Annotated in this window: 11 protein-coding genes; 6 read left to right on the top strand and 5 right to left on the bottom strand. The window is 66.8% G+C overall.

Translation table 11 applies throughout. The features are described 5' to 3' along the window. Positions 1-29: 29 nt before the first annotated feature. Positions 30-1532, top strand: coding sequence for an Asp-tRNA(Asn)/Glu-tRNA(Gln) amidotransferase subunit GatB (gene gatB / locus AC5Y36_RS13825; RefSeq protein WP_500041485.1), 1503 nt, complete (start codon positions 30-32; stop codon positions 1530-1532). 63 nt (positions 1533-1595) lie between these two features. Here the strand turns inward: gatB and gjpA (AC5Y36_RS13820) are convergent, their stop codons facing one another. From gjpA (AC5Y36_RS13820) to AC5Y36_RS13805, 4 genes are all read right to left on the bottom strand, one after another. After that, entirely contained in the window at positions 1596-2594 is a 999-nt protein-coding gene (gene gjpA, locus AC5Y36_RS13820; RefSeq protein ID WP_500041484.1) for an outer membrane porin GjpA, read from the bottom strand. A 259-nt stretch (positions 2595-2853) separates the two neighbouring features. Then, positions 2854-3933, bottom strand: a complete 1080-nt coding sequence (gene gjpA / locus AC5Y36_RS13815; RefSeq protein WP_500041483.1) for an outer membrane porin GjpA — start codon at positions 3931-3933, stop codon at positions 2854-2856. Positions 3934-4110: 177 nt separating this feature from the next. Then, positions 4111-5202: an outer membrane porin GjpA gene (gjpA, locus tag AC5Y36_RS13810; RefSeq protein ID WP_500041482.1), complete on the bottom strand. Its 1092-nt coding sequence runs from the start codon at positions 5200-5202 to the stop codon at positions 4111-4113. Between the two features lie 255 nt (positions 5203-5457). After that, complete coding sequence (locus AC5Y36_RS13805; RefSeq protein ID WP_500041481.1) at positions 5458-6579, bottom strand: PQQ-dependent sugar dehydrogenase; 1122 nt, start codon at positions 6577-6579, stop codon at positions 5458-5460. Between the two features lie 157 nt (positions 6580-6736). Between AC5Y36_RS13805 and AC5Y36_RS13800 the strand changes: the two genes are divergently transcribed. Further along, positions 6737-7567, top strand: coding sequence for a DoxX family protein (locus AC5Y36_RS13800; RefSeq protein WP_500041480.1), 831 nt, complete (start codon positions 6737-6739; stop codon positions 7565-7567). Positions 7568-7728: 161 nt separating this feature from the next. Here AC5Y36_RS13800 and AC5Y36_RS13795 read toward each other — a convergent pair whose 3' ends face one another. Further along, entirely contained in the window at positions 7729-8067 is a 339-nt protein-coding gene (locus AC5Y36_RS13795; protein WP_500041544.1) for a PH domain-containing protein, read from the bottom strand. Positions 8068-8374: 307 nt separating this feature from the next. Between AC5Y36_RS13795 and AC5Y36_RS13790 the strand changes: the two genes are divergently transcribed. The 4 genes from AC5Y36_RS13790 (at position 8375) to AC5Y36_RS13775 (ending at position 13372) form a co-directional block, all read left to right on the top strand. Further along, complete coding sequence (locus AC5Y36_RS13790; RefSeq protein WP_500041479.1) at positions 8375-10213, top strand: acetolactate synthase large subunit; 1839 nt, start codon at positions 8375-8377, stop codon at positions 10211-10213. Next, positions 10213-10728, top strand: a complete 516-nt coding sequence (ilvN, locus tag AC5Y36_RS13785; RefSeq protein ID WP_500041478.1) for an acetolactate synthase small subunit — start codon at positions 10213-10215, stop codon at positions 10726-10728. Before AC5Y36_RS13790 ends, ilvN begins: the two co-directional genes overlap by 1 nt. Before the next feature lie 49 nt (positions 10729-10777). Then, the gene (ilvC, locus tag AC5Y36_RS13780) at positions 10778-11779 is read left to right on the top strand and encodes a ketol-acid reductoisomerase (protein WP_500041543.1); all 1002 of its coding nucleotides are present in this window, start codon (positions 10778-10780) and stop codon (positions 11777-11779) included. Between the two features lie 120 nt (positions 11780-11899). Beyond that, positions 11900-13372, top strand: a complete 1473-nt coding sequence (locus tag AC5Y36_RS13775) for a biotin carboxylase (RefSeq protein WP_500041477.1) — start codon at positions 11900-11902, stop codon at positions 13370-13372. The last annotated feature ends 41 nt before the right edge of the window (positions 13373-13413 follow it).

Here is a 13413-nt window from a genome sequence, read left to right as displayed (position 1 = left end):
CGCCGCTGGGCGGCATTACACTCAGCGCCATGACCACTGCCGCGGCTGACCTGCTCGACTACGACGATGTCCTCGCCCGTTTCGATCCGGTTATGGGCCTGGAAGTGCACGTCGAGTTGTCGACGGCGACCAAGATGTTCTGTGGCTGCGCCACCGCGTTCGGCGCTGAGCCCAACACCCAGGTCTGCCCGGTGTGTCTGGGACTGCCCGGATCGTTGCCGGTGCTCAACGCCGCGGCCGTCGAGTCGGCCATCCGCATCGGCCTCGCGCTGAACTGCGAGATCGCTTCATGGTGCCGGTTCGCCCGCAAGAACTACTTCTACCCGGACCAGCCGAAGAACTACCAGATCTCCCAGTACGACGAGCCGATCGCATTCAACGGCCACCTCGACGTACCGCTCGATGACGGAACCACCTGGCGGGTGGACATCGAACGCGCCCATATGGAGGAGGACACCGGCAAGCTGACCCACCTGGGCAGCGAGACCGGGCGCATCGAGGGCGCCGTCGAGTCGCTGGTCGACTACAACCGGGCCGGCGTGCCGCTGATCGAGATCGTCACGAAACCCATTGAGGGAGCAGGGGAGCGGGCCCCGCAGATCGCCCGGGCATATGTGACCGCACTGCGGGATCTGTTGCGCGCCTTGGATGTTTCCGATGTGCGGATGGATCAGGGCTCGATGCGCTGCGACGCGAACGTATCGCTGAAGCCCAGCGGTGCCGCCGAGTTCGGCACCCGCACCGAGACCAAGAACGTCAATTCACTCAAAAGCGTCGAGGTTGCGGTTACCTACGAGATGCGCCGTCAGGCCGCGGTGTTGACCTCCGGTGCCAGCGTCACCCAGGAGACCCGCCACTTTCACGAATCCGGCTACACCAGCGCGGGCCGCGCCAAGGAAACCGCGGAGGACTACCGCTATTTCCCCGAGCCCGACCTGGAGCCCGTGGCACCCAGCGCCGAGCTGGTGGACCGGCTGCGAACCACCATCCCGGAGTTGCCGTGGTTGGCGCGCAAGAAGATTCAAACCGACTGGGGCATCTCCGATGAGGTGATGCGCGACCTGGTCAACGCCGGTGCGGTGGAGCTGGTCGCCGCCACCGTCGCTGCCGGGGCGCCCAGCGAGGCCGCGCGAGCCTGGTGGGGAAACTTCCTGGTCCAGAAGGCAAATGAAGCCGGCGTCGAACTCGATGCGCTGGCGATCACCCCGGCACAGGTCGCCGCGGTGGTGACGCTGGTCGATGCCGGCAAGCTGAGCAACAAGCTGGCCCGTCAGGTGGTCGAAGGCGTGCTGGCCGGTGAGGGCGAACCCGAACAGGTGATGGCCGATCGCGGGTTGATGTTGGTGCGCGACGATTCCCTGATCCAGGCCGCGGTCGACGAGGCGCTGGCCGCCAACCCCGATGTCGCCGAAAAGATTCGCGGCGGCAAGGTGCAGGCCGCGGGCGCTATCGTCGGCGCGGTGATGAAGGCTACCAAGGGCCAGGCCGATGCTGCCCGGGTGCGTGAGCTGGTGCTTGCCGCCTGCAGCTGATACGGCAAGTGGCCCCCTTCGGTTGAAAGGGGGCCACTCGGCCGTGATCGTCGGCCCTAGCCGTTACAGCGCACCGAAAAGATCGGCCAGCGGGTTGCCGACCCCGTCCCAGCCCAGGGCTGCGGCGATGATCTGATCCAGGCTCTCGAACGCTCCGAGCGGACCGACGCCTTGGCCGTCGATCACCAGCGGGAAGCCCATCAGGCCGGTCGTCAACCCCAGTCCGTTGATGATCGAGCCGCCGATGCCGGGTGAACTGCCGTCGGAGATCAGCTGGACGAAGCCGTTGACGTCGGTGCCGGTGAGGCCCGGCGACAGCAGGCCGCCGAAGGTGTAGCTGAGCGAGGTGACGTCCAGGGCCGCGGGCAGCAGACCGGCCTCTGTGAGCGACGGCAGCAGACCGTCCAGGTTGAGGGTGGCCCCGTTGAGGAGTCCGCCGAGCATGTTAGCCGGCATGTCGGCCAGGTCCTGCAGGGCGGCGCTCCAGTCGGGATTGGCACCGGACAGGTCGGTGCTGATCTCGGTGATGCTGTTGTACAGGGCCACCAGCGGGCTGAGGCTCGGTCCGAGCGCACCCATCATGACACCGCTCAGCGGCGACGCCAGGAAGGACAGAATCGGAGTGAGCTCGTCGCTGTCGAGCGGGAAGTCGCTCGGCAGATACTGGGGCATCACCAGGGTGACGAGCGCCTGTAGGGCGTCGTTGCTCAGCAGCAGCGGCGACATCGGCAGGTCGGTCGCCGTGCTGGGCTGCGCGATCGCATCGATGACCGCATTCGGGTCGATCGACACACCCTTGACTAGGTCGTAGATCGCCTGCTGGGTCGCGACCAGGGGCGCGGCGGAGACGTTGTCCCACAGCGTGCTGATGTTGGCGCTGGCGGTGTTGAACACCTCCGTCCACGCGGCGAACGGGTCGAAGTCCGCGGTGAGTTGCACGGCCCGCGACTGCAGGCCCGACAGCTCTGGCAGCGGTGCGGCGACCGGGGTGATGGCGACGGCGCCGGCGCCGACCAACGCGACGCCGGCAGCGATCCAGGGACGGGGGGCGATGTGTTGCATGAATCTCCTCGTTACGACGATCGTGATGTCCGTTACAGCCAGCGTAACATTACCTGACGGTAAGTTAAGACGGAAATCCACAATCTTCAGCAATATTCCACGCGATGGGACGCCGGGGCCGGACAAATATGACCACCGGTCATGTGGGGGTTGGCAAAACATTCCACCGGCATGGACGCGATGGTCCAGCCGTCGCCGTGACGAGTTCCTGAAACGAAAAGTGGCCCCCTCCCGAGGAGGGGGCCACTTCGTGTCGGCCTCAGAACAGCGTGGCCAGCATGTCGCCGGTGCCGTCCCAGCCGAGCGCCATCGCGATCGCCTGGCCCATCTCCACCAGCGAGGCGATCGGCCCGACGGCCACGCCGGGCAGGTCGAACAGCAGGGTCGGGTCGCCGAGCGCGTCGGTGGTCGAGCCCAGCCCGATGCCGTCGAACAGCGAACCGGCGGGACTGAGCAGGCCGCCCAGATTCACGCTCAGCTCGGTGATGTAGGTGTCCAGATCCAGGACGGCGATGTGCGGCAAGGTGATGCCCAGGTCGCCCAGCAACGGCATCAGGTCCACCTCGCCATAGCCATTGAGGAAGGCGTTGGTGATGTTTTCCGGCATGCTCATCAAGTCCTGCAGCGCGGCGCCCCAATCCGGAGTCGCGCCGGTCAACGCTTCGGAAATGGCGCTGATGTCGTCGTTGAACTGCAGTACCGGGCTGAGCATGGTGCCCAGCTGGCCCAACACGACGCCGCTCAACGGCGAAGCCGCGAAGTCCAGCAGCGACTGCACCACGGGCGTGGCGCTTTCGTCGAGCCCGATGCCGGTGACAATGCCCGGAAGCGCCGAGTCGAGCAGGCCGAAAAGGCTGTTGTGGGTGATGATCGAACCGATCAGCCCGCCGGCCGTGACCACGTCGTCTAGCGACTGGTAGAGGGTGGAGGTGGCGCCGCCGTCCGGCAGGAACGGTCCGAACAGAGCGCCGGGAAGGGCGTCAGTGGTGTCGGTGGCCGGCGACCCGAACACCGCGGACAGGTTGTCTTCAATGTCCTTGGCGACCTCGTCGAAGCTCAGCGAGCCGTTGAACAGGCCCTCGAGGTAACCGGTCTGGTTGGCCAGCTGCTGGGCGAGTGCCGGGAAGGGGTCGGCGGAGAAGTGGTTCCAGATGTCGGTGGCGTTGGCCTCGGCGGTCTGCCAGACGTCATCCCAGCCGGCGGTGAGCTGCACGGCGCGAGACTGCAGAACCGACGGGGCCGGCAACGGGGGCGCGACGATGGGGGCGGCGGCGATGGCACCGGCGCTGGCGAGGGCGATTCCCGCGGTAAGCCTGGTACGTGGGGCGGCGTGTTGCATTGATCTCCTTATTACGTAACCGTGACGGGTGTCACGGCGGACGTAACCTTACCTGACGGTAAGTTAAGTGGGAAGCCCCACTAAGTTGATGAAATATTGAGGCTGCGCGGGGCATGCCGCGTGGGGGTAGCGCCCGAGGTGAGAGGTGGCGACGTTTCGCGCCGCGCCTGGCGCCGGTCAGAACATCGACAACAGGCTGCTGAACGATTCACCGTTCCAGCCGATGGCCTCGGCCATCGCCTGGGCCAGTCCGATCATCGACGCGATCGGCCCGACGGCCGTGCTGGGCACCTCGAACGCGGCGCAACCGATGCTGCAGTCTCCCAGCGTGTCGGTGAAGCCGATGCCGTTGATCAGGGAGCCGGCGGGACTGAGCAAGCCGCCCAAGTCCAGAACGAGGTTGGCGTCCAACGCGGGCATCTGGATACCCAGATCGCTCATCAGCGTCGCGGCGTTGATGTCGCCGTAGCCGTTGAGGAACGCATTGGTGATGTTGGCCGGCATATTGAACAGTTCCTGCAACGCCGCATTCCAGTCCGGGGTGGGGCCGCTCAGCGCGTCGCCAATGGCGGTGACGTCATTGCTGAACTGCAGAATCGGGCCCAGCGTAACCCCGATGTCCCCCCAGAGCACCCCGCTCAGCGGCGACCCCATGAAGTTGAGCCAGGGCTGGACTTCCGCGGCCGCTTCGTCACCGATGAGCAGCTGCAGTACCGGGATCGACACCGGAACGCACAACGGGCAGATCCCGATGTCGAAGTTGAGCCCATTGGCAAGGATGTCCAGCAGGTCTGCCTTGCCCGGCAGGGGTATGTCGAACAGGTGCACGCCCAGGGCGCTGATGCTGATGTCGCTCGCTGTGGTGTCGAGCGACGGGTAGATGAAGTCAGCAGGGTTCGCCGGGGTGAACGGGGTGACGGCCGCGTCGCCCGCAGCGGTCAGGTTGGCGCTCATCTGGTCGAGGACCTGGGCGATGGTCTTCGAGCCGTTGAACAGATCCTCCAGGTAGCCGGTCTGGTTGACCAGCGCCTGAGTCAGGAAGGGGGCCGGGGCGGGCGCCCAGTGGTCCCAGATGTCGGTGAGGTTGGCCGCCGCGGCATTGAGGACGTCGGCCCAGTTGTTGGGGTCGAACGCGGTCAGTTGCACGTCGCCGACGGGGTGGGCGATGGCGGGCGGCGGGGGCTCAGCCGGTGCGACGGCGATGGCGCCCGCGCTGACCAACGCAACACCAGAGGTGATCCAGGGGAGGGAAACAGCGCCGATCGTCATGGCCGTCTCTTTTCGAACTGTGACGTGTACCACACCCGCCAGTTGAAGTCTAGGCTTCACGGCACCTGAGATCAATCAGGAAAATGTCATGTTCCCGGGGGCGGTGACGGCCAGCTAGTCCAGCCGCAGACGCTGGAGTTCGACCTGGTCAGAGCGTCCGGGAAGCGGAATGTCGTGGATCTCTCGGCTTGCTGCGGGGGTCTTCAAGTCTAAGCGTCTGCTGAACCACAGGGCCGCTGGCGCAGCCGGGTTGCATCAGGTCTTGTCGTCGTTGCTGCGCGGGAAGCCGCCACCGGACGGGAACAGCGGAAACACCACGTCGTCAAGCTTTTCGGCGTCGCCGGCGGTCTTGTTGATCGTGCCGCCCCACACGTTGCCGTCCGGGGAGAGCTTCAGCGCCCAGGCGTGTCCATGGTTGTCCTGGCGCAGCACCTCGGGCTCGCTGGTGACCGCCCCGGTGCCCGGGGCCAGCCGCACGGCCACGGTCTGTTTGGTGTTCACCAGGTTGACCAGCACCGTGCCGTCCAGTGCCGCGCAGCCGGCCACCCCCGGTTTGTCCGGCCAGGTCCACACCGTCGACGTTCGGGAGTCTTTGGTGATGCGCTGGAGGCGGTCGGCGGTGGGGGTGCGGTCGGTGATGTAGAGCGAACCGTCCGCGGGGTCGATGCACATCCCGCCGCCGGCGCCCATGCCGGTCAGCGCGGTGGTCGGCGCTGCCTGGTCGACGGTGGTGGGCTGTTCGATGCGCAGCACCTTGCCGGCGCGCGAGGCGGGATCGTTCGCCGCGCCGGGGTCACCGGCATCCCCGGTGAGCACCACCAGGGTGGTGCGACTGGTGAAGATCAGTGCGCCGGTGTTGCCGGTGGCGCCCTTGGGGATTCCGGTCAGGATGTCTTTGGGGACATCGCCGTCAGCGATGCGGATGACCCGGTTGTCGGTCGGGGTGCTGATGTAGGCGTACATCAGCCGGTCCTGTGAATAGGTGGGCGACAGCGCGATGTCCAGCAGGCCGCCGTCGCCGGACGGGTCCACCGGGATGACCATCTTGACCTTCGGCTCGGCGCTGACCGAGATCTCCTTGACCGCGCCGGTGATCCGTTCGGCGACCAGCGCCGTCTTGCTGTCGTGACCCATGATCAGGCCGCTGGTGCTTTCCAGGCAGCCTTGCATCACGCCGGGTGCCGGGCACTCCTTGGGAAAGGGTGTGGCCGGCAGTGGCGGGGGTGGGGGAGGTGCCGACGAGGCCGGGGGTTTGCGTTGCGGCTCGGTGGTGAATGGCTGCGACTGGTTGTCGTTGAAATGCGCGCAGCCGGTCAGCAGCAGGCCCGCCGCACCCACCATGACGGTCGCTCGCCGCACCGCCCCGCGCATCCGCATGCCCGCCAGATTACGGACACCGCATGTGTGCCCGCCACGATGGCTCCTGCAACACCGGCAAATCGACCCTCGCGACCGGGGTGATCGGCGCGAATTGGCCGGTGATAGCACCGCTCAAATCCCCGATTCCGCCGATACTGCCCTTACCCTGGCAATCGTGACCCGCAAATTGCACTCTCCCTGGCAGCGGCCGGGCGCCTCGGCGTCGTCCAAGGACGAGGGACGACCCAGCGCGGCAAGCCTGGTCGACCCGGAGGACGACCTGCCCTCCGCTGACTATGCGGGAGACTTCGAGACCACGACCATTCCTGCCTACGACTCCCGCAACTCCGGGGTGGTCGGCAGCGGATTGAATCTGCTCGGCGACCCCGAACCGCTGCCCTATGTGCAGGCCGAATCCGGCGCCCGCAATGCCCCGGCGGCGGCGGAGGCCGACGTCGACGATCGGTTGCGGGTCGATGACCGGCGCGGCACCCAGGACCTGGGCCTTTTTCTGTTGCGGATCGGGCTGGGCGCGATCCTGGTGCTGCACGGATTGCAGAAGCTGTTCGGCTGGTGGGGTGGCCAGGGTCTGACCGGATTCAAGAACGCCCTCTCCGACAACGGCTATCAGCACGCCGACATCCTCGGTTATGTGGCTGCCGGCGGCCTGATCGTCGCCGGGGTGCTGCTGGTGCTGGGTTTGTTCACGCCGCTGGCCGCGGCGGGCGCGTTGGCATACCTGCTCAACGGCATACTGGCCGGCGTCTCCGGCGACGGGGGCTGGCGGCACTTCGCGTTCTTCCTACCTGACGGGCACGAATACCACATCATGCTGGCCGTCGTCGCGGCCGCGATCGTGTTGATCGGACCTGGTCGCTACGGGTTCGACGGGGGCCGCGGCTGGGCTCGACGACCCTTCATCGGTTCGACGGTGGCGTTGGTGGCGGGCATCGCCGGCGGCATCGCGTTGTGGGTGCTGCTCAACGGCGCCAACCCGCTGGGTTAAGCGGCGATCGCAAGCGCGGCGTAGCCGGGTGCAGCGGGTCGCCGCCAACTCGACCAGCGGCGATCGCAAGCGCGGCGTAGCCGGGCGCAGCGGGTCGCCGCCAACTCGACCAGCGGCGATCGCAAGCGCGGCGTAGCCGGGCGCAGCGGGTCGCCGCCAACTCAGCTGTACGGGTTGGGTACCCGTCCCGCGCTGGCCTCGGTCAGCAACGGCAGGGTCGAGAACGTCACCGCCGGCAACCGGATCTCGTCACCGCTCTTCAGCACGGCGCGCGCCCAAGCGCTCTTGGTGAACCGCAGCCCGTCGATGTTCGCCCAGCGCACCGACCGGCTGCCCAGCAGCGTGCGAACCGTCACGCCCGTCGCGTCTGCGGTGGTGCGCCACCGCACGATCGATGCAGACAGCAGCGCCGGGATCGCCAGCAGCGGCGCGGTCACCGGCCAGGTCAGCACCGGCACCAGCAGCCCCAGCGCCAGGAAGCCGACCGCCAGGTGCGCCATCGGCGACACCCTGATCAGCACCGGCGGGCTAGACGTCACGCAGGCATCATGTCACCGGTCGTCGGGATCGCGCGCCCAACCCGGTCAGCGCCGCCCGCATTTGACGGCTGACCTGTGCTGACGCTACTGTCGATCACCATGAACAACCGCGACCTGCTCGTAGTACTTACTCGGCGCGTTGGTGGCTGACTAGCCCAGCCGGGTACTACGAGCACCGACGCGCAACCCTCGTGCAGCAGCTGAGCTGACGGGGGTTTTTTGTTGCCCCGGCGCTACAGACGCAAGTCCGACAGACAAAGAGGAAACCGTGAGCGCACCCACCACGCGAGCACCGCAACGGCCGGAAGCCAACGGCTCACCGGCGCAAGCCGGCCCCCACCGGGTTGAGCCGCAGCAGATGACCGGTGCCCAGTCGGTTATCCGGTCATTGGAGGAACTGGACGTCGACGTGATCTTCGGCATTCCCGGCGGTGCGGTGCTGCCGGTGTATGACCCGCTGTTCGATTCGCAGAAGCTGCGCCACGTGCTGGTTCGCCACGAGCAGGGCGCCGGTCACGCCGCCAGCGGCTACGCGCATGCCACCGGGCGGGTCGGGGTGTGCATGGCGACCTCGGGCCCCGGCGCCACCAACCTGGTCACCCCGCTGGCCGATGCGCAGATGGACTCCATCCCCGTCGTCGCGATCACCGGGCAGGTCGGCCGCCAGCTGATCGGCACCGACGCCTTCCAGGAGGCCGACATCTCCGGCATCACCATGCCGATCACCAAGCACAACTTCCTGGTTCGCAGCGGCGACGACATTCCCCGGGTCATCGCCGAGGCGTTCCACATCGCGTCCTCCGGTCGCCCGGGTGCGGTGCTCGTCGACATCCCCAAGGATGTGCTGCAGGGACAGTGCACCTTCGCCTGGCCGCCGCGCCTGGACCTGCCCGGCTACAAGCCCACCACCAAGCCGCACAGCCGGCAGGTCCGCGAGGCCGCCAAGCTCATCGCGGCGGCGACCCGGCCGGTGCTCTACGTCGGCGGCGGCGTCATCCGCGGTGATGCCTGCGAGGAGCTGGCGGAGCTGGCAGAACTGACCGGGATCCCGGTGGTCACCACCCTGATGGCGCGCGGCGCGTTCCCGGACAGCCACCGCCAGCACCTGGGCATGCCCGGCATGCACGGCACCGTCGCCGCGGTCGCCGGCCTGCAGCGGTCGGATCTGCTGATCACCCTGGGTGCTCGCTTCGACGACCGGGTCACCGGGCAGCTGGACTCGTTCGCCCCGGACGCCAAGGTTATTCACGCCGACATCGATCCGGCCGAGATCGGCAAGAACCGGCATGCCGACGTGCCGATCGTCGGTGACGTCAAGGCCGTGATCGCCGAGCTGATCGCGGTGCTGCGCCACGATGAGGTGGAAGCTGAGCTCGATCTCTCGGAATGGTGGAGCTACCTCGACGAGGTGCGTTCCACCTATCCGCTGAGCTACGGCCCGCAAAGCGACGGCAGCCTGAGCCCGGAGTATGTGATCGAGACGCTGGGCCGGATGGCCGGCCCCGACGCTATCTATGTCGCCGGAGTGGGCCAGCACCAGATGTGGGCTGCGCAGTTCGTCAAGTACGAAAAGCCGCGCACCTGGCTCAATTCCGGCGGGCTGGGCACCATGGGGTTCGCCATCCCGGCGGCGATGGGCGCCAAGATGGGTCGCCCGGATGCCGAGGTGTGGGCGGTCGACGGCGACGGCTGCTTCCAGATGACCAACCAGGAACTGGCTACCTGTGCCATCGAGGGCGTGCCGATCAAGGTGGCGCTGATCAACAACGGCAACCTGGGCATGGTGCGCCAGTGGCAGACGCTGTTCTACGGGGAGCGGTACAGCCAAACCGATCTGGCCACCCACTCGCATCGCATCCCGGACTTCGTCAAGCTGGCCGAGGCGCTGGGCTGCGTCGGATTGCGTTGCGAGCGTGAAGAGGATGTCGAAGACGTGATCGCGCAGGCCCGGGCGATCACCGACCGTCCGGTGGTGATCGACTTCATCGTCGGCGCCGACGCCCAGGTGTGGCCGATGGTCGCCGCCGGCACCAGCAACGACGAAATCCAGGCGGCCAAAGGCATTCGGCCGCTGTTCGGCGACGACAACAACGAGGGGCACGCCTGATGGCCAGCAGCGGTTGGAAGACGCACACGCTGTCGGTGCTGGTCGAGGACAAGCCCGGCGTGCTGGCGCGGGTGGCGTCGCTGTTCTCCCGGCGCGGCTTCAACATCGAGTCGCTGGCGGTCGGTGCCACCGAGGTCAAAGACATGTCCCGGATGACGATCGTCGTCTCGGTGGAGGACACCCCGCTGGAGCAGATCACCAAGCAGCTCAACAAGCTGGTCAACGTGATCAAGATCGTCGAGCAGGACGACGACAACTCGGTGGCCCGCGAGCTGGCGCTGATCAAGATCCGTGCCGACGCGTCCACCCGCAACCAGGTAGCCGAAGCGGCAAAGCTGTTCCGGGCCAGGATCATTGATGTTTCCCCGGAGTCGATGATCATCGAGGTCACCGGCAATCCGGGCAAGGTGGATGCGCTGCTGCGGGTCCTCGAGCCCTACGGGGTGCGTGAAATCGTTCAATCCGGTCTGGTGTCGCTGGCCCGCGGTCCGCGCGGCATCGGCATCGCCAAATAACTAGCTCGCCAAGTAACTGACAAGGAGAAAAGCCAAAGTGGCAATTCAGATGTTCTACGACGATGACGCCGACCTGTCGATCATTCAGGGCCGCAAGGTCGGGGTGATCGGGTACGGCAGCCAGGGGCACGCGCACTCGCTGAGCCTTCGTGACTCCGGTGTGCAGGTGAAGGTTGGGCTGAAGGAAGGCTCCAAGTCGCGGGCCAAGGTCGAGGAGCAGGGCCTGGAGGTCGGCACTCCCGCCGAAGTGGCCGCCTGGGCCGACGTGATCATGCTGCTGGCGCCCGACACCGCGCAGGCCGAGATCTTCAAAAATGACATCGAGCCCAACCTGAAGGCCGGCGACGCGCTGTTCTTCGGCCACGGTCTGAACATCCACTTCGGTCTGATCAAGCCGGCCGCCGACATCACCGTCGGGATGGTGGCGCCCAAGGGCCCCGGACATCTGGTGCGCCGGCAGTTCGTCGACGGCAAGGGCGTGCCCTGCCTGATCGCCGTCGACCAGGACCCGACCGGCACCGGCGAGGCGCTGGCGCTGTCCTACGCCAAGGGCATCGGTGGGGCGCGGGCCGGGGTCATCAAGACCACCTTCAAGGAGGAGACCGAAACCGACCTGTTCGGTGAGCAGGCCGTGTTGTGCGGTGGCACCGAGGAATTGGTGAAGGCCGGCTTCGAGGTGATGGTCGAGGCCGGCTACGCCCCGGAGATGGCCTACTTCGAGGTGCTGCACGAGCTCAAGCTGATCGTCGACTTGATGTATGAGGGCGGCATCGCGCGGATGAACTACTCGGTGTCCGACACCGCGGAGTTCGGTGGCTACCTGTCCGGGCCGCGGGTCATCGACGCCGACACCAAGGAGCGGATGCGGGCCATCCTGCGCGACATCCAGGACGGCACCTTCGTCAAGCGGCTGGTCGCCAACGTCGAGGGCGGCAACAAGGAGCTCGAGGGGCTGCGCAAGGAGAACGCCGAGCACCCGATCGAGGTCACCGGTAAGAAGCTGCGCGACCTGATGAGCTGGGTCGACCGCCCCATTACCGAAACCGCCTGATCTTTTGCGCCGAGATCGACGTCAGCGCGGGAAACACCGAGTGGTGCCCACGCTGACGTCGATCTCGGCTGCAGCGCCAATCCCACATCCTCGCGGCCACGGGCAGCGCACACTGGGGACATGGACACCCGCGGAACTGAGCGCGAGCCGCGCCGCCCATTGAACGGCCTGTCGGACATACGAGCGTTCTTTCACACCAACGCCGTACCGCTGTACTTCACCTCGCCGACCCCGTTCAACCTGCTCGGCATCGACCGCAGGGTGCGGAACTTCTTCTACCTCACCTACTTTGACTCCTTCGAGGGCGAGCATCCGCGTGTGTTCGTACCCCGACGGCGCGACCGCATGGATTTCGGGTCCATGGAAGACGTGTGCAACTACCTGCTGCGTGATCCCGAGACACTCGAGTTCATCGCGCACCGCGGTCCCGGGGGCAAGGCCTGCCTGGTGATGCTTGATGAGGCGACCCAGGCGCTGGCACACGACGTGGGGTTGGAGCTGATGCAGCCGACGGCGCAGCTGCGCCATCGGCTTGGCTCCAAGATCGTCATGACACGCCTGGCCGAGAAGGCGGGCGTGACGAGCGTCCCCAACGTGATCGGGCGAGCCGGCTCCTACGACGAACTGTCGGTGCTCGCGCACAGCGCGGGGCTGGGCGAAAACCTCGTCGTCCAGGCTGCTTACGGCGACGCCGGCACGACGACCTACTTTGTGCGCGGTCAACGCGACTGGGACCGTCACGCCGGCGATCTGGTCGGTCAGGAACTCAAAGTGATGAGGCGCATCCGCAATGTGGAGGTGTGCCTGGAGGGCGTCGTAACTCGCCAGGGCACCGTCGTCGGGCCGGCGATGTCGAGTCTGGTGGGTTACCCCGAGCTGACTCCGACCAAGGGTGGCTGGTGCGGCAATGATGTGTGGCGCGGGGTGCTGACGCCCGCGCAGACGCACGACGCCCGCGACATGGTGGCCAAGCTGGGCAGCTGCCTGGAACGCGAGGGGTACCGCGGCTACTTCGAGGTGGATCTCTTGCACGACCTGGACACCGATGAGCTGTACCTGGGCGAGGTGAATCCGCGGCTGAGCGGCGTCAGCCCGATGACGAACCTGACCACCGAGGCCTACGCGGACGTGCCGCTGTTTCTGTTTCACCTGCTCGAGTACCTGGATGTGGACTACGAGGTCGACGTCCACGAGATCAACGCGCGCTGGGAGCGCGGCTACGGCGGCGACGATGTCTGGGGCCAGCTGATGATTTGGGAGACCTCGCCCCGCGTGGAGTTGTTGACCGCGACCCCGCGCACCGGCGTGTACCGCCTCGACGACGGCCGGGCCTCCTTCGCGCGTCCCGCCAACGACTGGGCTTCGCTGATGGACGAGTCGGAGGCGTTCTACATGCGGATCGCGGCCCCCGGCGACGTGCGTTGCAAGGGCGCTGAACTCGGTGTGCTGGTCACCCGCGGGCACCTACAGACCAAGGACTACCGGCTCACTGAGCGCTGCCGGCGCTGGGTCGAGGGCATCAAAGCGCTTTTCCGCTCGACCCGCCTGACGCCGGGCGAGCCGACCGTCCCGCGGCTTGTTGCGCGAGCGTGAGTTTGTTCGCTCGCCGAGATCGACGCTACCGCGTACCGCAC

Source organism: Mycobacterium sp. NGS50 (assembly GCF_059812545.1).
This window is presented reverse-complemented; position numbering and strand designations above follow the sequence as displayed.

Coding starts and splice junctions, on each gene's coding strand:
- gatB (WP_500041485.1), top strand. CDS start 30: ATGACCACTGCCGCGGCTGACCTGCTCGACTACGACGATGTCCTCGCC.
- gjpA (WP_500041484.1), bottom strand. CDS start 2,594: ATGCAACACATCGCCCCCCGTCCCTGGATCGCTGCCGGCGTCGCGTTG.
- gjpA (WP_500041483.1), bottom strand. CDS start 3,933: ATGCAACACGCCGCCCCACGTACCAGGCTTACCGCGGGAATCGCCCTC.
- gjpA (WP_500041482.1), bottom strand. CDS start 5,202: ATGACGATCGGCGCTGTTTCCCTCCCCTGGATCACCTCTGGTGTTGCG.
- AC5Y36_RS13805 (WP_500041481.1), bottom strand. CDS start 6,579: ATGCGGATGCGCGGGGCGGTGCGGCGAGCGACCGTCATGGTGGGTGCG.
- AC5Y36_RS13795 (WP_500041544.1), bottom strand. CDS start 8,067: ATGGCGCACCTGGCGGTCGGCTTCCTGGCGCTGGGGCTGCTGGTGCCG.
- ilvN (WP_500041478.1), top strand. CDS start 10,213: ATGGCCAGCAGCGGTTGGAAGACGCACACGCTGTCGGTGCTGGTCGAG.
- ilvC (WP_500041543.1), top strand. CDS start 10,778: ATGTTCTACGACGATGACGCCGACCTGTCGATCATTCAGGGCCGCAAG.
- AC5Y36_RS13775 (WP_500041477.1), top strand. CDS start 11,900: ATGGACACCCGCGGAACTGAGCGCGAGCCGCGCCGCCCATTGAACGGC.